General features: G+C 58.4%; 24 protein-coding genes and 2 tRNA genes. 10 read left to right on the top strand and 16 right to left on the bottom strand.

What is annotated here, in order from left to right:
- Positions 1-25: 25 nt before the first annotated feature.
- Entirely contained in the window at positions 26-691 is a 666-nt protein-coding gene (locus tag FB593_RS01905) for a TetR/AcrR family transcriptional regulator (RefSeq protein ID WP_145166284.1), read from the bottom strand.
- A gap of 111 nt (positions 692-802) precedes the next feature.
- On the opposite strand from FB593_RS01905, the gene FB593_RS01900 reads away from it, so the two are divergent.
- Complete coding sequence (locus FB593_RS01900; RefSeq protein ID WP_145166283.1) at positions 803-2,197, top strand: cytochrome P450; 1,395 nt, start codon at positions 803-805, stop codon at positions 2,195-2,197.
- A 54-nt stretch (positions 2,198-2,251) separates the two neighbouring features.
- Here FB593_RS01900 and FB593_RS01895 read toward each other — a convergent pair whose 3' ends face one another.
- The 3 genes from FB593_RS01895 to FB593_RS01885 form a co-directional block, all read right to left on the bottom strand.
- The gene (locus FB593_RS01895; protein WP_003515356.1) at positions 2,252-2,455 is read right to left on the bottom strand and encodes a DUF3126 family protein; all 204 of its coding nucleotides are present in this window, start codon (positions 2,453-2,455) and stop codon (positions 2,252-2,254) included.
- A gap of 151 nt (positions 2,456-2,606) precedes the next feature.
- The gene (gene cysE / locus FB593_RS01890) at positions 2,607-3,431 is read right to left on the bottom strand and encodes a serine O-acetyltransferase (RefSeq protein ID WP_003515358.1); all 825 of its coding nucleotides are present in this window, start codon (positions 3,429-3,431) and stop codon (positions 2,607-2,609) included.
- A gap of 143 nt (positions 3,432-3,574) precedes the next feature.
- Positions 3,575-4,351 (bottom strand): alpha/beta fold hydrolase, encoded by a 777-nt coding sequence (locus tag FB593_RS01885; RefSeq protein ID WP_025593509.1) that lies wholly within the window; start codon positions 4,349-4,351, stop codon positions 3,575-3,577.
- A gap of 170 nt (positions 4,352-4,521) precedes the next feature.
- Between FB593_RS01885 and FB593_RS01880 the strand changes: the two genes are divergently transcribed.
- Both FB593_RS01880 and FB593_RS01875 read left to right on the top strand, forming a co-directional pair.
- Positions 4,522-4,767 carry a zinc-finger domain-containing protein gene (locus FB593_RS01880; RefSeq protein WP_003495891.1) on the top strand — a complete coding sequence of 82 codons (246 nt, stop codon included), beginning with the start codon at positions 4,522-4,524 and terminating at the stop codon, positions 4,765-4,767.
- A 29-nt stretch (positions 4,768-4,796) separates the two neighbouring features.
- Complete coding sequence (locus FB593_RS01875) at positions 4,797-5,966, top strand: FAD-dependent monooxygenase (protein ID WP_112292183.1); 1,170 nt, start codon at positions 4,797-4,799, stop codon at positions 5,964-5,966.
- Positions 5,967-5,968: 2 nt separating this feature from the next.
- Here the strand turns inward: FB593_RS01875 and FB593_RS01870 are convergent, their stop codons facing one another.
- Positions 5,969-7,156, bottom strand: a complete 1,188-nt coding sequence (locus tag FB593_RS01870; protein WP_003515364.1) for a cystathionine beta-lyase — start codon at positions 7,154-7,156, stop codon at positions 5,969-5,971.
- Positions 7,157-7,532: 376 nt separating this feature from the next.
- Here FB593_RS01870 and FB593_RS01865 point away from each other — a divergent pair, with 376 nt between their 5' ends.
- The 6 genes from FB593_RS01865 (at position 7,533) to FB593_RS01835 (ending at position 12,855) form a co-directional block, all read left to right on the top strand.
- A complete protein-coding gene (locus FB593_RS01865; RefSeq protein WP_003515366.1) occupies positions 7,533-8,555 on the top strand; it encodes an amino acid ABC transporter substrate-binding protein in 1,023 nt (340 codons plus the stop codon).
- 107 nt (positions 8,556-8,662) lie between these two features.
- Positions 8,663-9,859, top strand: coding sequence for an amino acid ABC transporter permease (locus FB593_RS01860; RefSeq protein WP_003515368.1), 1,197 nt, complete (start codon positions 8,663-8,665; stop codon positions 9,857-9,859).
- 3 nt (positions 9,860-9,862) lie between these two features.
- Complete coding sequence (locus FB593_RS01855; RefSeq protein WP_013636194.1) at positions 9,863-11,020, top strand: amino acid ABC transporter permease; 1,158 nt, start codon at positions 9,863-9,865, stop codon at positions 11,018-11,020.
- Between the two features lie 12 nt (positions 11,021-11,032).
- Complete coding sequence (locus FB593_RS01850; RefSeq protein ID WP_003515372.1) at positions 11,033-11,806, top strand: amino acid ABC transporter ATP-binding protein; 774 nt, start codon at positions 11,033-11,035, stop codon at positions 11,804-11,806.
- A 447-nt stretch (positions 11,807-12,253) separates the two neighbouring features.
- Positions 12,254-12,328 (top strand) — tRNA-Glu (locus FB593_RS01845).
- Between the two features lie 452 nt (positions 12,329-12,780).
- Positions 12,781-12,855, top strand: a tRNA-Glu gene (locus tag FB593_RS01835).
- A gap of 129 nt (positions 12,856-12,984) precedes the next feature.
- On the opposite strand, the gene recJ is transcribed toward FB593_RS01835, so the two are convergent.
- The 5 genes from recJ to FB593_RS01810 all read right to left on the bottom strand — a co-directional run bounded on the left by recJ (position 12,985) and on the right by FB593_RS01810 (position 19,161).
- Positions 12,985-14,793, bottom strand: a complete 1,809-nt coding sequence (gene recJ, locus FB593_RS01830; protein ID WP_080863739.1) for a single-stranded-DNA-specific exonuclease RecJ — start codon at positions 14,791-14,793, stop codon at positions 12,985-12,987.
- Positions 14,794-14,896: 103 nt separating this feature from the next.
- Entirely contained in the window at positions 14,897-15,121 is a 225-nt protein-coding gene (locus FB593_RS01825; RefSeq protein WP_111790338.1) for a hypothetical protein, read from the bottom strand.
- 188 nt (positions 15,122-15,309) lie between these two features.
- Complete coding sequence (locus FB593_RS01820) at positions 15,310-16,620, bottom strand: homoserine dehydrogenase (protein ID WP_003515377.1); 1,311 nt, start codon at positions 16,618-16,620, stop codon at positions 15,310-15,312.
- 61 nt (positions 16,621-16,681) lie between these two features.
- Positions 16,682-17,902 (bottom strand): LL-diaminopimelate aminotransferase, encoded by a 1,221-nt coding sequence (locus FB593_RS01815; RefSeq protein ID WP_003515379.1) that lies wholly within the window; start codon positions 17,900-17,902, stop codon positions 16,682-16,684.
- A gap of 299 nt (positions 17,903-18,201) precedes the next feature.
- Positions 18,202-19,161, bottom strand: a complete 960-nt coding sequence (locus FB593_RS01810; protein WP_145166282.1) for a nucleoside hydrolase — start codon at positions 19,159-19,161, stop codon at positions 18,202-18,204.
- Positions 19,162-19,340: 179 nt separating this feature from the next.
- On the opposite strand from FB593_RS01810, the gene FB593_RS01805 reads away from it, so the two are divergent.
- Positions 19,341-20,144, top strand: a complete 804-nt coding sequence (locus tag FB593_RS01805) for a TSUP family transporter (protein WP_026330928.1) — start codon at positions 19,341-19,343, stop codon at positions 20,142-20,144.
- A gap of 43 nt (positions 20,145-20,187) precedes the next feature.
- On the opposite strand, the gene FB593_RS01800 is transcribed toward FB593_RS01805, so the two are convergent.
- From FB593_RS01800 to FB593_RS01770, 6 genes are all read right to left on the bottom strand, one after another.
- Positions 20,188-20,886 carry a hypothetical protein gene (locus FB593_RS01800; protein ID WP_013636202.1) on the bottom strand — a complete coding sequence of 233 codons (699 nt, stop codon included), beginning with the start codon at positions 20,884-20,886 and terminating at the stop codon, positions 20,188-20,190.
- Positions 20,887-21,165: 279 nt separating this feature from the next.
- Positions 21,166-22,095: a lipid A biosynthesis lauroyl acyltransferase gene (locus FB593_RS01795; protein ID WP_019566226.1), complete on the bottom strand. Its 930-nt coding sequence runs from the start codon at positions 22,093-22,095 to the stop codon at positions 21,166-21,168.
- Between the two features lie 4 nt (positions 22,096-22,099).
- Positions 22,100-23,128 carry a zinc-binding dehydrogenase gene (locus tag FB593_RS01790; protein ID WP_003515388.1) on the bottom strand — a complete coding sequence of 343 codons (1,029 nt, stop codon included), beginning with the start codon at positions 23,126-23,128 and terminating at the stop codon, positions 22,100-22,102.
- A 152-nt stretch (positions 23,129-23,280) separates the two neighbouring features.
- Entirely contained in the window at positions 23,281-24,564 is a 1,284-nt protein-coding gene (locus FB593_RS01785) for a beta-ketoacyl-ACP synthase (RefSeq protein ID WP_003515389.1), read from the bottom strand.
- Between the two features lie 12 nt (positions 24,565-24,576).
- A complete protein-coding gene (locus FB593_RS01780; protein WP_003515391.1) occupies positions 24,577-25,773 on the bottom strand; it encodes a beta-ketoacyl-ACP synthase in 1,197 nt (398 codons plus the stop codon).
- A 208-nt stretch (positions 25,774-25,981) separates the two neighbouring features.
- Positions 25,982-26,461 (bottom strand): 3-hydroxyacyl-ACP dehydratase FabZ family protein, encoded by a 480-nt coding sequence (locus tag FB593_RS01770; protein WP_019566224.1) that lies wholly within the window; start codon positions 26,459-26,461, stop codon positions 25,982-25,984.
- Positions 26,462-26,478: the final 17 nt, after the last annotated feature.

Here is a 26,478-nt window from a genome sequence, read left to right as displayed (position 1 = left end):
GCCACATTATCACCATCAGGTGAAATCATGGATCAACTTCAAGCAGCGCCTCCAGCTCGGAGGTGGCCAATGGTGAGAGATAGGGTCGAAATAGGCTGGACACCTGCCGAAGTCCCCAGTTCAGTTGCTGCGGCCCGAATTCGGTGACCCCTTCCTGAAGGTTGAGATAGGCCGCCCAATAGGTCGAGACGATCCATAGATTGGTAAGAAGGGCCGCCCGCTCGGTTTCTGGAATCTCTGCAAGCCCTGCCCTCTCCATCCGGCTGACGATATCATCAACGGCAAATCGCATTGCCGCGCTTATGCCGCGAACCGGCTCCACCAGCGCAGGCGCGGAGGAAAGAAGGCCGACAAAATCACGAAACAGAAAGCGGTAGTTCCACACCAGCGAAAACCAGAGCCGCAAAAAGCCAGCATATGTCGATGCGGCTACTTCGTCCTCTTCGTCAATCTTTGCGACAACCGCCAGCGCGTCGGTCTCGAACAGGGCAAACAGCGCCAGCACCAATGCCTCCTTGGTGCGGAAATGATAATAAAGATTACCCTCGTTGATATTCACTGCCCTTGCGATCTCGGCTGTGGTTACGTGATCAGGCCCCCTCTCGTTAAATAGTTGGAGTGCGGCAGCGATTATTCTCTGTCGTGTGGGGGAAGGACGCCCCGTCGATCGTCCGGCCTCGCTTTTCTTCATTGATATCGGACCCCGCTATTGAAACCTAAGGTGCACACCTTAAATGAATAAAATAAGGTACACACCTTAACAAATAAATTTGAGTGTTCAACGCGAATAAAGGACCTGTCCATGCCCGGAACCGACCTTCGCACCCCGCTCCCGGATACATCCGCTGCGGCACCCGTATCGAAATTCGCCACAGCACGTTTGGCCCTCTCACTCATCCGCAATCCGCTGAACGCATTGCCACCGGAGATTTTCAACGAACCGGCGGTGTTTATCCGTGTCGGCGGTACGATGCGCGTCCATCTTGCCGATCCTGCACTTATTCATGAGGCCCTCGTCAAGAACGCCCATCTGCTCGGCAAGGGTGAGGACGTGCGCCGCGCGCTTGGCCCCGCTCTCGGACAGGGCCTTCTGACCGCCGATGGCGATCACTGGAAATGGCAACGGCAATCCGTTGCCGCCGCCTTCCGGCACGAAAAGCTGCTGGAACTGCTGCCCGTCATGATCGAGGCGGCGGAGCGAACCGGCAGGCGCTGGCGCGTATCTCCTTTCGCTGACATCGATATCGGCCATGAAATGATGCGGACCACCTTCGACATCATCGTTGAGACCATGATGTCCGGCGGCCACGGGATCGATATCGGGCGCGTGGAGCAAAGCATCACCGACTATCTGAAACCGACAGGCTGGACCTTCGCGCTCGCCATGCTGGGCGCACCGGAATGGCTCCCTCACCCCGGCCGTCGCAAGGCCCGGGCCGCTGTCGGTTATCTGCGCTCCAGCCTGTCGACGGTGATTGCGGACCGGCGGCGGAACCCCGTCGAGAGACACGATCTGGTGTCCATGCTACTTCAGGCGAAGGACCCGGAGACGGGACGCACGATGAGCGACAAGGAAATCATCGACAATCTGCTCACCTTCATCACCGCCGGTCACGAAACGACTGCGCTCGGTCTGGCATGGACGTTCAATCTGCTGTCGCAACACAGCGACGTGGAGCGGAAAGTCGTTGAGGAAATCGCAGCCGTCACGGGTGCAAATCCCGTCGCCGCAGAGCACATCGCCCAACTGACCTATACCAGACAGGTATTTTCCGAGGCGATGCGGCTTTACCCACCTGCCCCGGTCGTTACCCGCACGGCGTTGCAGGATTTCAAGCTCGGCGACCATGATATTCCTGCCGGAACCGTTCTTTATGTGCCGATCTACGCTGTCCACCGGCACACGGCGCTGTGGGACGAACCGGAACGTTTCGACCCTTCCCGCTTCGAGCCGGAAAAGACCAAGGCGCGTCACCGTTACGCCTATATGCCCTTCGGTGCAGGTCCGCGTGTCTGCATCGGCAACGCATTTGCGATGATGGAGGCCGTGTCGATCCTGGCGGTGCTGTTGCAGAACGTCCATCTCGAAAACAGATCGGCAAGTCCGGCAGAGCCACTGATGAGGGTGACGTTGCGGCCGCAAAGCCGCTTGATGATGCGTATCACCGACCGCAAAAACAAATCGCCCGCGGCGTGAACCACCGCGGGCGACTATTAATCCGGGAAAACACCCGTCACCGGGCAGTGACGATCAAAGATCGACGTCGAGGATTGCCATGGAGAAGTTGTACGAGCGGTCGCCGTCCTCGTCATCGATGTAGACAACGCCAAGGAACTCTTCGCCAAGATACACTTCGGCGGAATCGTCCTTACGGGGACGCGCCTTCACAACCATCTTTTCATTGAAGGTGCGCTTGAAATAGGCGTCGAGTTTTTTGATTTCGTCGGCTTTCACCACTATTCTCCTGTGCGGTTCGGGTTGCGCCGCTTTTGGCATGGGACAAAGGCGAAAGTAAAGTGAAAGCGGCACATCGCCAATGTCTTTCACAGGCCATGTCTTTCACGCGGAGCCTTCCACACGGACAATTGAGAAAATATCGGACCCGTCAGATATCGGCTCCGATGACCTGATCCATCAGGCGCGAGGGTTCGGAACACCCTGCCTCTCCCACCACCCGCGCCGGCACACCGGCAACGGTGGTCTTCGGCGGGACCGGCTTCAGCACCACAGAACCGGCGGCGATGCGCGAGCAGCTGCCGATCTCGATATTACCGAGGATTTTCGCGCCCGCTCCGATCATCACGCCATTGGCGATCTTCGGATGACGGTCCGCCCCCTCCTTGCCGGTGCCGCCAAGCGTCACGCCATGCAGGATGGAAACGTTGTCGCCGATAACGGCCGTCTCGCCGACCACAAGCCCGGTGGCATGATCGAGGAAGATACCCTTGCCGATGCGTGCTGCCGGATTGATATCCGTCTGGAAAATGCTGGACGAGCGGCTTTGCAGATAAAGCGCCAGATCCCTGCGGCCCTTTTGCAGCAGCCAATGGGCAAGGCGATGCGTCTGGATGGCCTGAAACCCCTTGAAATAAAGGAGCGGCTCCATGAAGCGCGTGCAGGCCGGATCACGATCGTAAACCGCCTGGATATCGACGCGCAGCACGCTGCCCCATTCGGGCCAGTCATCCAGCATGTCCTGAAAGGTCTGGCGCAGAAGAACGGCCTGCATATCGGGATGATCGAGGAGTTCACAGATGCGATAAATCACGCATTCTTCCAGAGACCGGTGATTGAGGATTGTCGAATAAAGGAAAGCCGAAAGCAGCGGGTCCTGCGCCACTGCGCTTCGCGCTTCATGCAGCAGGCTGCCCCAGATCGGATCGACGATCGCCAGCTGTTCCGGCTGACGGGCCTCGGTACGTGCGACCATGAATGGTCTCCTCGTTTGCAGTAGTCGTTCTTTATACAGAAAAAGACGTGCATAAGAAATGGGATTCGAATGACGACTTTAAAGGCGGCAAGGCTTCAGTTTTTCTTCATGCAGCATGAAAAACCGTTTCTTGCCGTCACCCATCAAAGGCTGCGGTAAAATTCCAGAACCGCCGCCTTGAACACCCGGTCGCCAACGGCCAGCATGTGGTCACGGCCGGGAATGTCGATAGCGCGCGCATGCGGCATGATCGCCGCAAGTTCGGCACCCGATCCGGCGATATCGTCATTGGTTCCGACCGCGATCAGCGTCGGCGCATCTATCTTTGCGGCCTGTTCGCGGCTGACGAGGACACGCGACGTCTCGATACAGGCTGCAAGCGCCAGCCGGTCGCTTTTCGTCTGGTCGGCAAAGGCGCGGAACATGCGGCCGCGCTCATGCGTGACGACATCGAGCGAGGGTGCCAGCAGCGCTTCGGCGATCGGATCCCAGTCGCCCACACCTTCCACCATGCCGATGCCAAGTCCGCCGAAAACCAGTGAGCGGACACGCTCCGGATGCGCCATCGCCAGAAAGGCCGAAATGCGTGCGCCCATCGAATAGCCCATCACATGAGCCTCCGCGATGCCGAGATGATTAAGCAGCGCCACCGCATCGCCGGCCATGACGGGCGGATAATAGGCTTGCGGATCATGCGGCTTGTCGCTTGCGCCATGGCCGCGATTGTCGATGGCAATCACCCGGTAACCGGCGTCACCAAGCGTTTTCAGCCAGCCTGGATGCACCCAGTTGACGTTGGCGCTGGAGGCAAAGCCGTGAATCAACAGAACCGGATCGCCCGCCGGATCACCTTCATCGAAATAGGCAAGGCGAAGGCCGTCATGGGAAAAATCGGAAAATTGCGGCATGTTGAGATTCATCAAGGACATCCTTTTTGCCGGACCATATGGCAGGAAATCGCAATTTTGAACATGTTTTCCTGACGATTTTTATGGAGATGCAATGCGTTTGAGGCTACATATCCGCAGCAATAAGCCCATGCTCGATGACGACCTGCGGCTTAACCACGATATTGCATTTGGAGACGAACATGGCCGGGCATTCCATTCCCCACTTCCAGAACGATGGCGGACACAGCGTGATCGAGATCGGCGTCAAGGAATTCATGTGCACCGGCGCTTCGGTGCCTTTCGATCATCCCCACATCTTCATCGACATGGGCGACGACAACGAGAAGGTCTGTTCCTATTGCTCCACCCTTTACCGCTACAATCCGTCGCTGAAGGCCGAGCAGACCAATCCTCCAGGATGCGTCTTCCATGTGAAGGCCGCCTGACCTTCCACCTTTCCTGATCGGGGCGCGACATGCCCATCAAATCCGTAGCCATCGTCGGTGCCGGCATCGCCGGTCTCACCGCAGCGCTTTCTTTTGCCCGCCAGGGCATCAGCTCTGACATCGTTGAACAGGCCGGCGAACTGACGGAAGTCGGTGCGGGCCTGCAAGTATCGCCCAATGCCGCCCGCATCCTTGCCGAACTCGGCGTGATGGCTGAGATAAAGGCGCGTTGGACCGAGCCGGTCAGTGTCGATCTGGCCGATGGCAAATCGCTTGCCAGGTTGCTGTCCTTGCCCGTGGGTGCGACGGCCCGCACACGCTGGGGCGCACCTTATGGCGTGCTGCATCGCTCGACGTTGCAAAACGCGCTTCTCAATGCGGTAACACGCAATCCGCTCTGCCGCCTGCATCTTGGCAAACGTATCGAAAACGCGACGACAGACGTCATCGCTGCAACCACGTTCCGCGATCACGACCTGATCGTCGGCGCAGACGGTGTCTGGTCCGCGGCCCGTTTCGCTGTCCCCTCCGCCCCCACTGCCACCTTCTCCGGCAATATTGCCTGGCGCTTCACGGTCGCGGCAAAAGATGTGCCGTCAGCCATCAACAAAAGCGCCGTCACCGCCTATCTCGGTTCGGGTGGCCATATCGTCGCCTACCCGCTGAAGGAAGTCGGCGGCTTCAACATTGTGGCCATCGCACTCGGCGCCGATCCCGGCGCAACATGGCGGGCGGAATCGAGCGGCCAACAGAAAGCCATGCTGCTCGCGCAGTTTCGCGGCTGGAGCCCGGATATCGTTCGGCTGCTGGCATCGTCGGAAAATCCGACCTTCTGGCCACTTTATCAGGCCGGTGCCGGACGCTGGCACAATGGTCGCGATACGGTGCTGATCGGCGACGCTGCCCACGCGATGATGCCCTTTGCCGCACAGGGGGCGGCGATGGCCATCGAGGATGCTTTTGAACTGGCGGGCACATTGACCGGAACATCCCTGCCCGTACCACAGGCCCTTGCCGCCTTCGAAGCCCTGCGTCTGCCGCGCATAGAAAAGGCCCGCAAGCGGGCCTCTCTCAATCGTTTCGCCTATCACGCCACAGGCCCGGTTCGGCTTGCCCGGGACTTCGTCTTCTCGACACGTCCGAGGGAAGCCTTCCTGAAGGACTTCGACTGGCTATACGGCTACCGCGCCAAAGGCTGAGGTTAGACCGCGGCTGCCGCAGCAAACCCGGCCTCGAGATCCTTCTTGAGGTCGGCGATATCTTCAAGCCCTATCTGCAGACGGATGACCGGACCTTCCGACGGGCCTTTGGCGATCGTCCTGTCGACAAGCGACACCGACACGGCAAGCGATTCGTATCCACCCCAGGAATAGCCGAGCCCGAAGAAGGTCAGCGCATTCAGGAATGCCGCCGCAGTCTGCTTGTATTTGCCCTCTTCGGCCTTCAGCACGAAGGAAAATACGCCGCTCGCGCCCTTGAAATCGCGCTTCCAGAGTTCATGCCCGGCAAAGCTCGGCAGGGCCGGATGCAGGACGCTCACGACGTCGTCGCGGCTTTCCAGCCAGGTGGCGATGTCGAGGGCGCTTTTCTGGTGGTGCGCAAGCCGAATGCCCATGGAGCGCATGCCGCGCAGGATCTGATAGGCGTCATCAGGCGTCACGCAGATGCCAAGATTGGTGTTCGCTTGATAAAGCGTCTTCCAGTGCTTTTCATTGGCGGAAACAAAGCCCATCAGGACATCGGAATGACCTGACGGATATTTGGTGGCGGCATGGATGGAAACATCGACACCGAAATCGAGCGGCTTGAAATAAAGCGGTGTCGCCCAGGTATTGTCCATCGTCACGACGCAATCGTGCCTGTGGGCGATCTCGGTGATCAGCCGAACGTCTTGAATCTCGAAGGTATTGGAACCCGGCGCTTCGAGATGCACCAGCTTGGTATTCGGGCGGATCAGCGCTTCGATACCCGTCCCGATGGCCGGGTCGTAATACTCCACCTCCACACCAAGCTTCTTCAGCATCGTGTTGCAGAAGCGGCGTGTTGGAAAATAAACCGAATCGACGATCAGCGCATGATCGCCGGCGCCAAGATAGGCGAGGAACGGCACGGTGATCGCCGCAAGGCCCGATGGCACGAGAATGGTTCCGAAAGAACCCTCCAGCTCGTTGACGAGATTGCATAGCGCATCGGTCGTCGGCGTGCCGTGGGTGCCATAGGTGTATTTCTGGTTTTCGGTCGAAAGCGTCTCGGCATCGGGGAAAAGCACGGTAGAACCGCGCACGATGGGCGGATTGACGAAACCGAAACAGTCGGCGGGATCGTTGCCGCCATGGGTCAGGCGCGTATTCATACCTGCGGTGGAAAGCAGGTCATTGGTCTTGGTCATTTCAGATCAGCTTTCGAAGGGATATTGACGCGAGCGACAATGCGGAGAGCCGGAGGCAAGGTCAAGTCCCGCAGAACATTCGTAGATGGGAGGATTGATGCACCCGGCAACAGCATACAAGAAGTATACAAAAATCGTGCAAGTGTATTTTTCCGCAAAAATATGCTTATATTTTCACCCTTTGCACACTTCCCGACCAAAATTTGGAAAATTCCGTTTTATAGGCACAATTATTGTCAGCATGTCTTGACCCCGCTGCCAATTACGATTGTGATAGAAAAAGCGGATCGAAAAGATCTGCTGAAGGGGGGAGCTGGGGCAAAAACAATATGCCGGTCCTCTTCCGATTGACGATAACAAACAAAGGTTGGGAAAAATGAAAAAGGCAATTCTGTCGGCCGTTATCGGCGCAGCAGTTTTGGGAGGAGCCTCGGTCGCTTCGGCTGCGACGCTTCAGGACGTGAAGTCGAAAGGTTTCGTCACCTGCGGCGTGAGCGCTGGCATTCCGGGATTTTCCAATCCCGATGACAAGGGCGAATGGTCCGGCATCGACGTGGACTATTGCCGCGGTATTGCCACTGCGGTTTTTGGCGATCCTACAAAGGCTAAATTTGTCGCTCTTTCGAGCAAGGACCGTTTTCCGGCTCTCCAGTCTGGCGAGGTCGACGTTCTGACCCGTAACACCACCTGGACGATCAGCCGCGACACATCGCTTGGCTTCAACTTCCGTACCGTCAACTATTATGATGGCCAGGGCTTCATCGCCAAGAAGGGCCTCAACGTGAAGTCCGCGCTTGAGCTTTCCGGCGCCGCCGTCTGCGTTCAGACCGGCACGACCACCGAGCTCAATCTTGCCGACTACTTCAAGACCAACAACCTGCAGTACAACCCGGTTGTTTTCGAAAAGGAATCCGATGCTACTTCGGCTTATGATTCCGGCCGTTGCGACGTTTACACCACCGACCAGTCCGGTCTGTACGCTATCCGTCTCAAGCTGAAGAACCCCGATGACAACATCGTTCTGCCTGAAGTGATCTCCAAGGAGCCGCTTGGACCGGCCGTTCGCCAGGGCGACGACCAGTGGTTCGACATCGTTACGTGGGTTCACTACGCGATGGTCAACGCCGAAGAGCTGGGCATCACGTCGAAAAACGTCGACGAGCAGAAGAACAGCGCCAACCCTGATATCAAGCGTCTGCTTGGTACTGAAGAAGGCACCAAGATCGGTACCGATCTCGGTGTGACGAACGACTGGGCCTACAACATCGTCAAGAAGGTCGGCAACTACGGCGAAGTCTTCGACCGTAACGTTGGCGCCGGCTCGCCGCTGAAGATCGAGCGTGGCCAGAACGCGCTTTGGACCAAGGGCGGCCTGCAATACGCACCGCCGGTTCGTTGATCGGCACCATCGTTGGCTAAGGACTGAAGGGAGGCTGGGCAATGCCCGGCCTCCACTTGAAATTATAGAATAAGCTCGCAAAGAGCATATAAAAGGGAAAGGTGCCTATGGCAGGCAACGCGGTCAGTTCGCAACGATCGCGCGCGCAAAGCGCGTCGTCACTCATTTACGATCCACGCATACGCGGAATTTTTTATCAGGTTCTGACAGTCGTCATCCTGACCGCCTTCGTCTGGATCATCGTGACGAATACGATCACAAATCTTCAACGGTCAAACATTTCGTCCGGCTTCGGCTTCCTCAATGGAAGAGCCGGCTTCGATATCGGCCAGTCGCTGATCGCTTACACCAGCGATGCGACCTATGGCCGGGCATTGCTCGTTGGTATTCTCAACACAATTCAGGTCGCATTTTTCGGCATCATCGCCGCGTCGATCATCGGTTTCATCGTCGGTATCGCCCGGCTGTCCAACAACTGGCTGATCTCGAAGCTGGCGCAGGCCTATGTGGAAATCTTCCGCAACATCCCGCCCCTGCTCGTCATCTTCTTCTGGTACAAGGGCGTCATCTCCGTTCTGCCGCAGGCCCGCGATTCGCTGCAGCTTCCACTTGGAACCTACCTCAACAATCGCGGCTTCTTCTTTCCAAAGCCTCTCTGGGGCGAAGGGACGTGGCTGATACCGCTCGCTTTTGTGGTCGCCATCGTCATCAGCGTCTTCATTTATCGCTGGGCGAAGGCTAGGCAGGAAAGAACCGGCGAGCAGTTCCGCACCGGCATCACCGCAACACTTCTCATCATCGGCCTTCCGGCTGCGACATTCCTCGCGCTCGGCTCACCCCTGACATTCGATTACCCGATTGCCGGGCGGTTCAACCTTGCGGGCGGTTCGGTCGTCGCACCTGAATTCATGTCGCTGTTTCTGGCGCTCTCCTTCTACACCGCTTCCTTTATCGCCGAGATCGTTCGCGGCGGCATCAAGGCCGTGGCAAAAGGGCAGACCGAGGCAGCGGAGGCATTGGGTCTTCGCGCCAGCACGACGACACGTCTGATCGTCGTTCCTCAGGCGATGCGCATCATCATCCCGCCGCTGACAAGCCAGTATCTCAACCTGACCAAGAACTCATCGCTCGCGGTCGCGGTCGGTTTCGCCGACATCGTCTCCGTTGGCGGCACGATCCTGAACCAGACGGGACAGGCGGTCGAAGTTGTCGCTATCTGGCTCGTTCTCTATCTCTCGCTGTCCATTCTCACGGCCGTGGTCATGAACTGGTTGAACGCGAAAATGGCCCTGGTGGAGAGATAATAGATGACGATCAGCAATCACGCGTTCGTGCGCCACACCATTGAAGAAGCCAAACCCGCGCCTTCAAGCGCGGTTGGCATCAGCCATTGGCTGCGCACTAAACTTTTCGCCACGCCGAAGGACACCGTCCTTACGGTTCTTGCCATCGCGTTCCTCGCCTATCTTCTGCCACCAATCTTCAAGTGGCTGTTCGTAGACGCGGTATGGACCGGTACGGATCGCATCGCCTGCCTCACCGCCTCCCAGGGCGGTGCGCTGGCCGATGGCCAGTCCGGCGCATGCTGGGCCTTCGTTTCGGCGAAGTTCGGCCAGATCATGTTCGGCCGTTACCCGATCGATGAACGCTGGCGTCCTATCCTTGTGATGGTCATGTTCACCATCCTCCTGGTGCCAATGCTCATTCCGAAAGCGCCGTTCAAGCGGCTCAATGCGCTGGCGCTTTTCATCATCCTGCCAGTCATTGCGTTTTTCCTCCTCATCGGCGGCGTCTTCGGCCTGCCGGTGGTGGAAACGCAGCTCTGGGGCGGCCTGATGGTCACCCTGATCCTGTCTTTCTTCGGAATTGCAGTGTCCCTGCCCTTCGGTATTCTTCTGGCGCTTGGCCGCCGGTCGAACCTGCCGGTAATCAAAATGCTGTGCGTGCTTTTCATCGAAGTTATCAGAGGTATTCCTCTGATCACCGTCCTGTTCTTCGCCAGCATCATGCTGCCGCTGTTCCTTCCCGACGGCTGGACCTTCGACAAGTTCCTGCGCGCTCTGGTCGGCGTGTCGCTCTTCTCGTCCGCCTATATGGCGGAGGTGATCCGTGGCGGCTTGCAGGCCATCCCGAAGGGGCAATATGAAGGGGCAGACTCGCTCGGCCTGAACTATTGGCAGAAAACCCGGCTGATCGTGCTGCCGCAGGCGCTGAAGCTCGTCATTCCGGGCATCGTCAACACGTTCATCGGTCTTTTCAAGGACACGTCGCTGGTCTCGATCATCGGCATGTTCGACCTGCTTGGCATTGTCACACTCAACCAATCGGATGCGAACTGGGCGACACCTGTCACCGCAATGACGGGCTATATTTTCGCCGGGTTCATATTCTGGATATTCTGCTTCGGCATGTCGCGTTATTCGCTGTTCATGGAACGGCACCTCGACACCGGGCATAAACGATAAGGGACGCTCAAAATGGCAGAAACCCAAACAAAAAAACTGGCCGTTTCGACAACGGACGTGGCAATCGAACTCGTCGGCATGAACAAGTGGTATGGCGACTTCCACGTCCTGCGCGACATCAACCTGAAGGTGATGAAGGGCGAGCGTATCGTCATCGCCGGCCCTTCGGGATCGGGCAAATCGACCATGATCCGCTGCATCAACCGGCTGGAAGAACATCAGTCGGGCACGATCAACGTCGACGGTATCGAACTCACCAACGATCTGAAGAAGATCGATGAGGTGCGTCGTGAAGTCGGCATGGTGTTCCAGCACTTCAACCTCTTCCCGCATCTGACGATTCTGGAAAACTGCACGCTGGCGCCAATCTGGGTTCGCAAGATGCCCAAAAAGGAAGCCGAAGAAGTGGCGATGCACTATCTGAAGCGCGTCAAGATCCCCGAACAGGCGCATAAATACCCTGGCCAGCTCTCCGGCGGTCAGCAGCAGCGCGTGGCGATCGCCCGCTCGCTGTGCATGAAGCCGAAGATCATGCTGTTCGACGAGCCGACCTCGGCGCTTGACCCGGAAATGGTCAAGGAAGTGCTTGATACCATGGTCAGCCTTGCCGAAGACGGCATGACGATGCTGTGCGTGACCCACGAAATGGGCTTTGCCCGCCAGGTCGCAAACCGCGTCATCTTCATGGACCAGGGCCAGATCGTCGAACAGAATTCGCCCGCCGAATTCTTCGACAATCCCCAGCACGAGCGCACAAGGCTGTTCCTCAGCCAGATCCTGCACTGAGACACTGCAATCAGCTAGCATCACGAAACGGGGCCATTTCGGCCCCGTTTTCATTTGACGACAGCCTCTCCACGCTCGACCTCATCCATGGGCTTGTCCTAAATATCTAAGTCAACAAAATCGAGCGGTTGCGGATCTCGGGAAAAACCCAAGGGTGACGCCGGAATGTTTGGCAAGGTTCGCCATTCATTTTGATGGCTTCTTTCGCACCAGAAGCCCCGCTGAGTGAATCACCGGCCCCTGCAAATCGTCGTCTCACATCGTTCTTCATCCGCGAGAAGCACTGAAACTGCCAAGCCGACCTCGGTTTAACCATTTGTTACGAAACGGAAATCCTTGTTTTCCAAGGGTTCTGACAGCCAATGTCATTTTTTTGTCAAATCATGCATTTTTCCGCTTGCGGACCACGGGGAGCCTGACTATAAGGGCGCCACACCACAAGCGCACGCGCCCTTCGTCTATCGGTTAGGACGTCAGATTTTCATTCTGAAAAGAGGGGTTCGACTCCCCTAGGGCGTGCCACTTGCCTTCGTGTTTCCCCCTTCGAAAATATAAAGCAGCTTCGCAGATAGCGAATTCGTCACGCCTGATCGATGCGCCGGAACCGATTCCCGGGCGATACGTTAGAGTGGTGTCCCCCCCGATGGAAGGCGAGCCGGATGAATCGCCAGCGGGCAAATCGACCGGCTTGCCTTTCCCCTTCCAGCCAAATCACATCGTCGGTTATTTCTGGCGGGCAGCAGATGCCAGCTAAGGGTTGGAAAACCACGCCCCGAGGCCTTCCACGAGTCATGAAGGCATTGCCGGCGCGCAGTGATAGCGGCGAAATTTCAAGGCCTTGGCCAGTCCCGGCGCAGTTTTCCACAGCCGGTCCGGCCTCCATAAAAAAACTCGTCACGAAGCGGAAAAAATCAATTTTTCCGCTTGCGGAGCAACGGGAGCCTGACTATAAGGGCGCCACACCACAAGCGCACGCGCCCTTCGTCTATCGGTTAGGACGTCAGATTTTCATTCTGAAAAGAGGGGTTCGACTCCCCTAGGGCGTGCCACTTGCTTTTCCTTGAAAATCAGTATTATGCGTTCAAATCTTCACGTGATGTGTGAGATATAGGATGCATGCCGTTTCCGGCCTTCCTTCAGCTTTTCCCGTAAAATCAAGTCTCGATCTGTGCCGACTGTCAGGGCGCGAAAGCCGCGTCCAGAACACGCAGCTGCACACGCCTCTGGCCCTGCCAGAGATCGGCACCCACTGTGCCTGCCACGTGGATGGACCTGCCACGCGCATTCAGCAGCATCTGCCCCAGAGGGGCCTCTGCGGCGCGGAATGCGATGCCATCCAGCCGTGAACCATCCATGGCCTCCAGCGTGATCTTGACGTGTGAGGTGCCGACCAGACGCACATCGCGCAGCCGGTGGGCAGGCACGGCAAAAATGGGCTGAGAATGGCCGGAGCCATAAGGACCTGCCTGTTCCAGCTGATCGACAAGCTGCAGGGTCGCGCCAGACGCGCCGATTGCGCCGTCGATCTTCAGCACGCTGCTTTCCACCAGCTCGCTCACCGTCTTTGCGGCGGCTTCCTCGAAGAAGGTCCGGAGTTTGCCGAGATTGGCGCGTTCCACCGTCAGGCCCGCGGCCATGGCGTGACCGCCACCCTTGACCAACAGGCCGGCATCCACAGCGGCGCGGACCATTCTGCCCATATCGAAACCATTGATCGAGCGGCCGGAGCCTGTGCCCTTGCCAGAGGGATCGAAAGCGATGGCAAAGGCCGGGCGGCGGAAACGGTCCTTGAGGCGTGAGGCGAGCAGTCCGACGATGCCAGGATGCCAGTTTTCCCGTGCGGTAACGATGACGCCAGCGCCAGACCCGTCGCCATACTCATAAAGCGCTTCCGCTTCGGCTTCCGCCAGCATCACGGCTTCCATCGCCTGTCGCTCGCGGTTCAGCTCATCCAGCTTTTCGGCAATCACGTCCGCCTGTGACGAGTCGTCGAGTGTAAGCAGACGGCTACCCAGTGCGGCATCGCCAATACGGCCACCGGCATTGATGCGCGGTCCGATCAGGAAACCGAAATGATACGGTGTCACCGGCCCGCCCAACCCCGCCTTTCTGAACAGCGCCGCCAGCCCGGCATTGTTCATATGGCGCGCGGCAATCAACCCCTTTACCACATAGGCGCGGTTCAGCCCCTTCAAGGGCACCACGTCGCATACGGTTGCGAGTGCGACTATATCCAGCAGCGCCAGCAGATCGATCGTGAACGCCTGTCTGTTGCGCCTGTCCTTCAACAGCCTGAGGGTGGCGACCAGAACCAGAAACACCACGCCTGCGGCGCAGAGATGCCCCTGCCCCGAAAGATCGTCTTCGCGGTTGGGATTGACCAGCGCCACCGCCGGCGGCAGTTCCGAACCGACCTGGTGGTGATCGATCACCACCACATCTGTTCCGGCATCCTTTGCGGCATTCAGCGATTCATGGCTGGTGGAGCCGCAATCGACCGTCACGATCAGGGTCGCGCCATTGGCGGCAAGCTGCTGCATCGCCGCCGGGTTCGGCCCATAACCCTCGAAAATACGATCTGGAATATAGATTTCCGGCGTCAGCCCGAAATGCGCGAGAAAACGATACATCAGCGCGGAAGACGCGGCGCCATCAACGTCATAATCGCCGAAGATCGCCACCTTCTCGCCGGTCTCGATGGCGCGGACCAGCCTTTCGGCAGCCTTTTCGCAATCGGTCAGAACATGCGGGTCGGGCATCAATGAGCGAATGGTCGGATCGAGAAAAGCGAGAGCCTCATCCACCCCCACCCCTCGCCCGGCCAGCACCCGGGCAATCAGTTCGGGAATGGCATGGATCTGGGACATGGCCAGCGCACGGTTCTGTGCGGCCTGATCCAGCCGCGAAACCCAACGTTGCTCTGTCGCCGACCGCTCCACGCTTAGAAATGCGCGGACCACCGTATCGGCCGGCTCCATCATTGCCATCCTGTCCATCGTCCTGTCATGCGAATGCGTATCCGCGCCTTGTCATGACAACGGGCTAAATGGCGATGGCGTCTTTTTCAAGCAAAAACGCCCGTATGAGGTTTCACACCGAGAAAATCGAGAAAAACGGGCTGACGATCGATACCGCGCCGACCAGCAGCAACAGGGAAAACACCGCAAGTGAACACCAGTTGCGCTCATATTCGGCAATATCGAATTCCATGCCTCGAATATTGTCGTTGGCATTGTGAGGCCGCGCCCGATGATTGGCGGCCAGAACGCTTTCGCGCTTACTGTCCTTGAAAAGGATAATCGATGTCACAGCCACGCCTCCCTCGCTTGGTAACATGATTAACCATAGAACCGAATCGCGTTGTTTTCCAGCGGTTCTGAGGCGATACCCTCAAATTTTACGGCGGTTTTATCCTGTGGCCGCCAAAACGGATTTCGGGAGAAAAAAGACCGCGCCTCCATGTGGTGGCGCGGCCCTCAAATTCAGAAAAATTGTAAAGCGTCTCAGGTCCGCTCGATGCGGATGACCTGCGGTTCGCTGACCAGATATTTCTCGTTCTTGATCGCCTTGACGGCCTTGCGGATCGCATCTTCCATCGTCGCGTGGGTCACGAGGATAATCGTCTGCGGCGCGCCTTCCACATGCACGCGCTGGCGCTGCACGATGGATTCCAGCGAGATGTTGTTATCCGCCATGCGGGTAGCGATGGAAGCGAAGACGCCCGCCTGGTCCTTCACCGTCAGCCGGATGAAATAGCCGCCTTCATGGCTCTTCATCTTGGCGCGACGATAATCGGTCAGCGACTTCGCCGGACGGCCGAGCACCGGAACCTGCTGGGCACCGGGACGGCTCTTGGCGATATCGGCGATGTCACCGAGCACGGCAGAGGCCGTGGCATTGCCGCCCGCACCTGGGCCAACCATCAGAAGTTCGCCAAGAATATCGGACTCGATCGCCACCGCATTGGTGACGCCATCAACCTGCGCAATAACGGAATCGAGTGGCACCATGGTCGGATGCACCCGCTGCTCGATACCGGATTCGGTCACCTGCGCCACGCCGAGAAGCTTGATGCGATAACCGAGCTCGGCGGCCGCCTGAATGTCCTCGCTGGAGATGTTGGTGATGCCTTCGAGATAGATGTCGTCGGCCGAAATCTTGTTGCCGAAGGCAAGCGTCGTCAGAATGGCGAGCTTGTGGGCGGTGTCGTTACCCTCGATATCGAAGGCCGGATCGGCTTCGGCATACCCCAGCCGCTGCGCTTCTTTCAAACAGACCTCGAACGATAGCCCTTCCTTCTCCATCTTGGTCAGGATGTAGTTGCAGGTGCCGTTCATGATACCGTAGATGCGCGACACATTGTTGCCGGTGAGAGATTCACGCAGCGCCTTGATGACGGGAATACCGCCGGCCACAGCCGCTTCGAAATTGAGAAGCGCACCCTTGTCTTCGGCAATCGTCGCCAGCTCGACGCCGTGCTTGGCAAGCAGCGCCTTGTTGGCTGTCACCACATGGAGACCGCGCGAAAGTGCCGCGCGCACAGCTTTTTCCGCCTGGCCGGAAGCACCGCCGACCAGTTCCACCAACACGTCGATATCGGCTTCGTTTGCAAGCTGCTCCGGCGTATCGAACCAGGTAATACCCTTGAGATCGATGCCGCGGTCACGCGAACGGTCGCGCGCGCTCACTGCAATAATCTCAATCGCGCGTCCGCAGGTAATCGCAAGTTCGTTGCTTCTCTGCTGGAGGATGCGCACGAGCGAAGCGCCGACAGTGCCGAGCCCCGCTATGCCGATTCTCAATGAATCTGCCATGGGTATGTTCCTGATTTGCTGGTGATGGTGACGGCCGGGGCCCGGCCGCCTTCGGTTGCCCTTATCTGTGGGCATTGAGCGAAACGACATTGTGCATCGTTTCGTCAGCACTCGACAGGAAACGCTTCAGATTGCGCGCTGCCTGACGAATTCGATGCTCGTTTTCAACGAGCGCGAGGCGGACGTAATCATCGCCCATTTCGCCGAAGCCGATGCCGGGAGCAACGGCAATGTCTGCCTTCTCAACCAGAAGCTTGGAAAACTCCAGGCTGCCGAGATGGCGGAACTTTTCCGGGATCTTCGCCCAGGCGAACATCGTTGCCGCCGGCGGTGGAACTTCGAAGCCCGCCTTGCCGAACGTATCGACCATGACGTCGCGACGGCGGCGATAAACGCTGCGAACTTCCGCGATGTCGGAGCCGTCGCCGTTCAGCGCGTGCGTCGCCGCAACCTGGATCGGCGTGAAGGCACCGTAATCGAGATAGGACTTCACGCGGGTCAGCGCCGCGATCAGCCGCTCATTGCCAACGGCAAAGCCCATGCGCCAGCCGGGCATGGAGAAGGTCTTCGACATGGAGGTGAATTCCACCGCAACGTCGATTGCACCGGGAACTTCGAGAACCGAAGGCGGCGGATTGTTGTCGTCGAAATAGATTTCCGAATAGGCAAGGTCGGAAAGCACGATGATTTCGTGCTTCTTCGCAAATGCGATCACGTCCTTGTAGAAATCGAGCGAGGCAACATGCGCCGTCGGGTTCGACGGATAGTTGACGATCAGCGCCAGCGGCTTCGGAATGGAGTGGCGCACCGCCCGCTCCAGAGGCCCGAAGAAGCTCTCGTCCGGCTCCACATTCATGGAACGGATAACGCCGCCCGCCATCAGGAAGCCGAAAGCGTGGATCGGATAGGTGGGGTTCGGACACAGGATCACGTCACCAGGCGCGGTGATGGCCTGCGCCATATTGGCGAAACCTTCCTTGGAACCAAGGGTCGCGACGACCTGCGTATCGGGGTTCAGCTTCACGCCGAACCGGCGGGCATAATAACCAGCCTGCGCGCGGCGGAGGCCGGGAATGCCCTTGGACGAGGAATAGCGATGGGTGCGAGGGTCCTGAACGACTTCGCACAGCTTGTCGACGATCGCCTTGGGGGTCGGAAGGTCGGGATTGCCCATGCCGAGATCGATGATATCGGCCCCGGCCGCTCGCGCGCTCGCTTTCAAACGGTTGACCTGTTCGAAGACGTATTGCGGCAGACGCCGGACCTTATGAAACTCTTCCATCACTTTCCTCATGGAAATGGACCGGTTCTGCCGGCCCATAACGAAGTTCGTTCTTGTTGTTAAACGCCGCCGACACGAACCGATCCGGCGGGCGCTATTCATTGTACCGCAAAGCACAAGAAAACCTACAGCGGTTTTCTCGGTCCACGCGGCATCGCGATCATCCGCCTTGTGGCTCGGCGCGGCCTTTTCAGACCACAGGCAAGGCGAATTGCGCAATGTAATCAGGAAACCTGCATAACGCCAGATTCTTGGAAAATGCAAGGCAGACCATGCTCAAGAACGGCCATTCCGGTCGTTCAGTCGCGCTCGCCCTTCACAATTGCCGCGCGAATGACGGAAAGCACCCGCTCCGGCTTGATATCGGTGCAGATGAGCTGGCTCGGATGCCCGTCCCAGTCGCCCGGCGGAAAGGCGCGGCCATCCGGCTTCTGAATGGTCTGGCCATCGGCAAGCCCGCCGCAGACGACGCGTATAGGGCCGCTGCGAGTCTCGAACAGTTCGGGCGCGACAAGGTAAACGCAGGCGCAGCTATCATGCACCACCATGCCATCGCCGGTGCGTGTCTTGTAGAAATCGATGTAGAATTGCGACAGATCGGAAAGTAGCTGCACCGGCTTGCCGCCCGCCTCTGCCATCTCGGCCATGAAGGCGCTCGTCATCACCGTTTTCGTCGTCACGTCCAGGCCGACGACGACCACGCGCCAGGGCGCGGTGAAGACGAGATCGGCCGCTTCCGGATCACCGTGAATATTGGCCTCGGCCGCCGGCGACACATTGCCGTTGATATCGAAGGCGCCGCCCATGACGATCACCTGCTTCACCAACGCCGCAAAATCCGGCTCTTCGCGCAGCGCCAAGGCCAGATTGGTCATGCGACCAACAGCGATCAGCATCACCTCGCCGGGATTGGCCTTGACCGTCTCGATAATAAAGCGATGCGCGGGACGCGGATCGAGCGGGAGATCAATGGTCTTTGGAATATCGATATCGCCGAGACCGTTTTCGCCATGAATGAAAGTCGGCCAGTGGCCTTCCTTGCGGGCCGGATCGAAGGTCACGCCCGCACCTTTCGCTACCGGCGCCGTCATCTGCCATTCCCGTTTCAGGAAGAGCGCATTGCGGGTGGTGATATCGATGGGCGCGTTGCCGAAGACGGTGGTGACGCCGATCAGATCGATATCGGGGTGACGGTGCAGGAAAAGAAGCGCCATGGCATCATCTACACCGGGGTCCGTATCGAATATCACTTTATGCATAATGCCCTCATTCTGATGTCTCGTCATCGCCGCGTCTGGCGGTGCGCCACGGAAACATACCCATAAGCGGCAACACCGCAATCCCCCTGCCCGTCTCGGATCGGAGAGAAAAATATTGCGTGGCGATCTTTTCGGTGAAAGAAGAGGCCCTCTCCCTTAAGCCCGCCTGGACATGCCAAGTGCAAGACATCGCCCTCAACGTTTTCCTCGTTCTTTTCTGCGTCGCAATCTTTGCCGGATTTATCGATTCCATCGCCGGCGGCGGCGGTCTCATCACTATCCCGGCCATGCTGATCATGGGAATTCCGCCGCTCGATACGCTCGGCACAAACAAGCTGCAATCGCAGTTCGGCTCGGCGTCGGCCACCATTGCCTATGCCCGCCGCGGCCATGTCAATCTGAGGGAACAATTGCCGATGGCGATCATGGCGATGATCGGCGGCGGGCTCGGTGCTTTCACCGCCGCCTTCGTGCCGTCAGACCTCCTGCGCACCATCATGCCCTTTCTGCTGATCGCGATTGCCCTGTATTTCGCCTTCAAGCCGCAGCTCAGCGATATCGACAGCCATCGCCGCATAACGCCTTTCGTGTTCGGCCTCACCGCCGCACCGCTCGTGGGTTTCTATGATGGCGTTTTCGGCCCCGGCGCGGGTTCCTTCTACATGCTTGCCTTCGTGGGGCTTGCCGGCTTCGGCATGCTGAAGGCAACCGCCCATACCAAGCTTCTGAACCTGGGTTCGAACTTCGGCGGCTTTGTTGTTTTTGCGGCTGGAGGCGCGGTTCTCTGGAAGCTTGGCATCGCCATGGGCATCGGCCAGTTCGTCGGCGCGCAGATCGGATCGCGTTTCGCGATGAAAAACGGCGCGAAGATCATACGCCCGCTTTTGGTTCTTTCCTGTCTGGCAATGGCGACGAAGCTTCTCGCGGATGCATCATCCGCATGGTCAATCGCCACGATCTGGGAAACCATCTTCCCGAAATGACAGGAAAAGGACACGGCTCGACGCTTGCGTTCGAACCGTGAATTTATGCCGTGGCGCGACGGCGCCTGCGATCGGCGATTTCGCGGATGACCACCATTGCGCCAACCAGCTTGTAGTTGGAGGAATAGCAGGGCGACATTTCCAGCGATTTTACGATCGTATGGCCGTCATGATCTTCGGCATAGGTGTATTTCGACGTACCGCCCTTGAAGCAATTGTCGAGCCTCTCCCGCAGATCGTTCTGAAAACGGTGCACTCCGACAAGCTCGGCGATATGACATCCCAAAGGCCCTTCCGGCGTATTGCGCGGAAAAGCATCGATCCCATTGGAGAATGATACCCGATAACCGGGAGAAACGACGACCACCGGCTCGTCAAGATCGTTCAGCATATCCTCATCGAGAATGAGATGGCGGTGGTGCCACTCCAGGATGTCCTCGTCCTCGTCGCCGATCACCTTTGCCTTGAGCGGCATGCCGACATAGCGGTCGACCAGCGTTCTCAAAAGATCGGAATTGCGCTGCACGCAGCCGAGATCTTCCGCCTCGTGATTGAGGAGGTCGATGGCGAAACGGAATTGCTCACGAATGTCCTCGGAACTGCCGGTCTTACGCCCGATGACCCGATCAAGCAGCAGCTCCAGTTCACGCTCCAGCACTGCGATCTTGTCGGCCTCGTTCTTACCAACCGCTGATTGCAGTTCCGTATAACGCAGCCAGAACAGCTCAATCAAATCTTTCAACCCAACTCTCCCTGAACGGGCAGACAGCCCGCTCCCAATCCGAATGGATAGACACTTATCCCCTCATTGTAGCGTCTGTGCATTAAAAAATCACGTAACGACACGCAGGACCGCCGCAGGGATTAATCTCTAAAATATCATAGCTACTGCTATTTTTTCAATTTCGATAATCCATGAACGAAAAATAAGGTTCCACTAATAAGTAAAAATACTTAAAAACGCAATTTTACGGCCGAATTCTGTAAAAAATCACTAGAAATTCGGCCGCGCTGCAAATAATCAGATCTGGTGTTTAACGTCCCAACGGTCGTGATACCACAGCCATTGTTCTGGATATTCGCGGACCCAGCTTTCCACCTTGTCATTCAAAAGCTGCGCCGTCGCCTGAATATCGACATTTCCTTTTTCATCGCGCGGAATTTCAACCCTCGGCTCTATTTCCAGCCGGTAGCGGTTATCAGGCAGACGCACGCAGCGGGCGGGATAGACATCGCAATTGAACTGCCGCACCAGCTTGGCAAGAAGCGGGTTGGTGCGCACCTCATGGCCGAAGAACTTCGTCGTCAAGCCTTTGCCGAACTTCTGGTCGACGAGCACGCCGACACCGCCGCCCCTTTCCAGCTGCCGCGCAAGCGCGAAGGAAGAGCCGGCATGCGACGGCACGAGATTGCCCATGCGTTCCTTGCGGAACTTGAACACCTTGTCGGCCACGAAAGGATTATTCGGCGGCCGGAACAGCACCGTCACATCCAGACCGAAGGCAGAACTGGCCACCGGCAACAATTCGAAATTGCCGCTATGGGCAGTAAATACGATGAAGGGCCGCGGGTTATCGCGAAGCTCGATAAAGGTCGAAATACCCTCGACCCGGATACGGCCCGGCTCGCTATTTTCCGGATCGAAATCGAACAGCCTGTCGAGAAAGACATATTCCGCCGCAAGCCGCCCCATGCTGCCCCAGCTGTCCATTGCGATGGTAAGCCGCTCCTCTTCGGATTTCTCCGGAAAGGCGCGCGCCAGATTGTAGAGCATCAGCTTGTGGCGGCCGGTTTTCGGCCCCACGAAACGCGCCAGCCTGTCGGCAGCGCGAATTCCCGCGTCAGCTGGAAATATCTTCAGCAGATTGAGAAGGCCGAAGGCAAACGTCGCAATCAGCCATTGCCGGAAATGGTCCAGCTTCAGGACGATCCGCGTAATGAACAGTTTCAAGGCGTCAATCCATCCGCAGAACGATTTTGCCGAATACCTGGCGCGTTTCCATGCGCTCTAGCGCCCGGTCGATATCCTCGAAGGTGACTTCTGTGTCGATAACAGGATGAACGATGCCGCGCGCCATCTTCTGCATGGCGTTGGCCATGTTTTCCATGCGGCAACCGAAGGAGCCGAGCAGCTTCAGCTGCTGCTGGAACAGCATCATCAGGTTGATATCGGTCGATACGCCTGAGGTTGAGCCGCAGGTGACGAGACGGCCGCCACGCTTCAGCGAGAACATCGATCCCGCCCAGGTGTCTTTGCCGACATGCTCGAACACCACGTCTACACCCTTCTTTTTCGTCAGCTTGCGCACGACGCCTTCGAAACGGTCGGTCCGGTAGTTGATGACGTGATCGGCACCCAGAGCCTTCGCCCGTTCGATCTTGTCGTCGGAGCCGACCGTGGTGATGACGGTGCAGCCCATCTTCTTGGCCAGCTGGATCGCCGCCGTGCCGATACCGGAACCGCCGGCATGCACGAGGATCGTTTCGCCCGATTCCAGCTTGGCATTGTCAAACAGCATGTGTTCGACCGTGCCGAAGGTCACAGGCGCCAGAGCCGCGCCGATGGCATCGACGCCATGCGGCGCCGGAACGAGCTGGCGGGCCGGAATATTGATCTTTTCCTGCGCAAAGCCGTCGAGATGGAAACCGTGCACGCCCTGAACATGTTCACAAAGATTGTCACGGCCTTCACGGCACGGCTTGCAGATCCCGCAGGTGCGCGCGCCGTAGATCGCGACGAGCTGGCCAGGCAGCACATTCGAAACGCCCGGGCCAATGGCCTCCACTACGCCCGAAGCCTCAGCACCGATCGTCAGCGGCATCTTGCGCTTGGCAAAAGCCATGCCGCGCCAGCCCCAGACGTCGATGTGGTTCAGCGCCACGGCCTTGACGCGCAGCGTCACCTCGCCCGGACCTGGTGCATCGGGTTCAGGCAGGTCCACTTTTTCGAGCTTCCGGTCGTCCACGAGTTGAAGAGCGCGCATGTTTTTAGTCCTTCGCCCGGAGGCGTCTATCTCAAGAGTAATTCCAGCAAAACTCTGTAACGGTTTTGCGGTCGGAATGTGTAGTCACACCAGCGAGAGCGTTCCCGGGCTTCGTTCAGGCCGGAAACGCCCCTGTCTTCTGGCGGAACCGGTTAAGCCGGTTCACGCGTCATGACAAGGCTGGCATTCTGCCCGCCGAACCCGAAGGAGTTGGAAAGCACGGCATTGACCGTCGCGTCCCGCTTCACATTCGGCACCACATCGAGCGAAATGGTCGGATCAGGGTTGTTGTAGTTGATCGTCGGCGGCAGGGTGCCGGTCAGCATGGTCTGTAACGAGAACACCGCCTCCACAGCACCGGCCGCCGTCAGCGTATGGCCGATCATCGACTTGTTGGATGACAGCGGAATGTCTTTCAGGCCTTCGCCGAAGACGGCAAGCATCGAGCCATATTCCATCTTGTCGTTTTCCGGCGTCGAGGTGCCGTGGGCGTTGATGTAGCCGATATCGCTTTCAGCAACACCCGCATCCGCAAGTGCGGCGCGGATCGTCGCGATCGCCGGGCCGCCATCTGGCGAGGAACGCGTGCGGTGGAAGCTGTCGGCCTTCTCGCCGGCGCCCTTGATGATGCCGAGAACCTTCGCGCCGCGCGCAATTGCCGATTCAAGCGATTCCAGCACCAGCGTTGCCGCACCTTCGGCGATCACGAAACCGTCGCGGTCCTTGCTGAACGGCTTGGATGCCTTTTCCGGCGGCTCATTCTGGGTCGACAGCGCCGAAAGAAGCGAAAAGCGGATCAGCGCTTCGGCGCTGACCGAACCGTCTGTCGCAACCGTCAGCGCGCGCTCGGTGCGGCCCTGGCGGATAGCCTCGACACCAAGCTGGATTGCGGTCGCGCCGGATGCACAGGCCGTCGAGAGCGTGACCGGCAGGCCCCGTGTACCAAAGCGGTCCGAAAGACGCTCCGAAATCGCACCGAATAGAGCCGCTTCCTGAAACGCCGGGTCCGGACGTTGACGGAAAGCCGTCAGGAACCGTTCATAGGCATCACCCGGCTGGGCGGCCGGCGGAGACCGGTCGGCAAGCTCGAAACGGGCGCTCCATTCCGGCTCGATCGGTGGTGCAGCCAGAAACAGCGGGCCATCGAAATCGCCCGAGATGCCGGCCTGCGCCAAAGCCTCAATGGTTGTCTCGCGTGCAAAGGCATAAGAGCGCTCGACGGAATTCGGAACCGGGATGTCGATGAAATCGACGGTGCCGCTAATCCTTGTGGAAAGCCCCTCCGTCGGGAAGCGGGTAATCTTGTGGATGCCCGACTTGCCCGCAGTCAGAGCCGCCCAGTTATCGGCAAGACCCTGCCCGAGCGATGTGATGATGCCCATACCGGTGACTGCAACGATCGGGCGACCGAGATGATCCTTGAAGTTGGAAGTCATGGTCTTTTCTCCTCACACGTCACGGGACAGAACGGCGACACCTTCGCCGCGAACATGGCCGACGGTGGTGACGACCGCTTCGCTGGCCGCCTCGCCCATGGGCTTTTCCGCGGCGCCATCGAAAGTAGGAACCTTAGCGCCGCTTTCAAGCGTCAGGGCAGCAAGCGCCAGCCCAAGCGGGAACTGTGCTTCAAGTCCATGGCCGGTGATACCGCCGAAACCGCGAATGACGGCCTGCGGCAAAGCTTTTTCGAGAATATTCTTTTCACGCTGCGTCACGGCGTCGTAACCACTCGCACCGGAAAACACGACGGTCGCAGCACTGTCCTTTGCAGGGGCAAGCAGCCGTTCCATGCGCTTTTCCATCTTGCCGTCATCACGGCTGCCACGATCGCCCTCGATGGCGTCGATGCGGGCATAGATGCGTGCGCCGCGTTCACTGGCGTGCTTGCGCGATTCCAGCACCAGGAAGGCTCCCAGCGAACCGGAAATCATGCCGCCGCCGTCCTGGCCGCCACGCGACCAAAGCGGCTGCCAATCGCCCTGCGCATGCGCGCCGATCGCTTCAAACAGCAGGATCATGTCCGGGCGCTCAGCCGAGAAGGCGCCGCCCACCAGGGCGTGGCTGGATTCGCCGGAACGGATACGGTGAAACGCCGTCTCGACGGCGGAAATGCCGGCTGCTTCCTCGCCCATGAAGGTGCGGGAGGACCCTGTGACCTTATGCACGATGGAGATGTTACCGGCCATCAGATTGGAAAGCTGGGCGAGAAACAGGGTCGGACGCAATTCCGTCGTCAGCTTCTCGTTGAGCAGCACTTCGCGGTCGTTGCGTTTCAGCGCCTCATCGACAATCAGCGTATCGACATTGATGTCACGCTCGCCACCGCCCGCAGCCACGATCATGTCCATGGTAGCGCAGGCCTCCGGGTTTTCCTTCAGCCCTGCATCATCAAGCGCGAGGCCGGCGGCAAAAACGCCGAGACGCTGCCAGTTTTCCATCTGGCGCTGGTCGCCGCGCTTGGCAATCTGCGTGGACCAGTCGATCTCCGGCATGGGATGAACCGGATAGGGTTTGAACTTTTCGGTCTCGATCACCGTTGCCGGCGCCGCAGTTCCCGAAAGAAGCGCAAGATGCGCCTGGCTGCCGACGCCGTGACAGGTCACGATGCCGACCCCGGTTATCACCACATCATTGTCAGATTTCATCGTCTGTCATCCTTTGCAGCCTGACCATTGAAGCGGTCACGGCTATCCAACAGCGGTCGCAAACGACCACTCCATGCGTTGCGGAATAAAGCGCGCGATGCGGATTGGCAATGGTGAAGGCCCGATCCGCCAGCACAAGCCCACGATTTTCGTGAATCAAAACCGGGTCTAGGGGAAAAATGCCGTCTCCCGGCATCAGCGGAAGCGCTTATTTTTGCGCATCCGCGGCAATCGCCGCCATCAGGCCGACTTCCTCGGCCCGCTTCCTGACGATAGGCGCGAGCGGAATTTCGCTGAAAGGCATTGTCCTGAGCTTCAGCTGCGCATCGCAGACCTTCTTGCCTTCGCAAGTGATCTTCGCTTTGGTGACTGCAAAACCCGAACCGTCATGTTCCAGCACCGCCTCGATATCGAGAACCGCCCCCGGCTCCACGAAGGTGCGCATCTTGGCGCCGTCAACCGACATCAGGAAGGGCATGGCGGAAAAATCGCTGAACGCCAGAACCATCATGCCGGAAGCCTGCGCCATGGTCTCGATCAGAAGCACGCCCGGAACCAGCGGCATGCCGGGGAAATGTCCCTCGAAAACCGGGCTTTTGTCGGGAACGACAGACCGCGCCTTCAATGTGCGCGTCGCCATATCCACGGCTTCGACCTTGTCGATCATCTGAAAATATTCAAGCAGCATCCGTCCGGCCCGTTTCT

Origin of the sequence: Rhizobium sp. SJZ105, assembly GCF_007828365.1 — a bacterium.
Taxonomy (GTDB): Bacteria; Pseudomonadota; Alphaproteobacteria; order Rhizobiales; family Rhizobiaceae; genus Agrobacterium; species Agrobacterium tumefaciens.
This window is presented reverse-complemented; position numbering and strand designations above follow the sequence as displayed.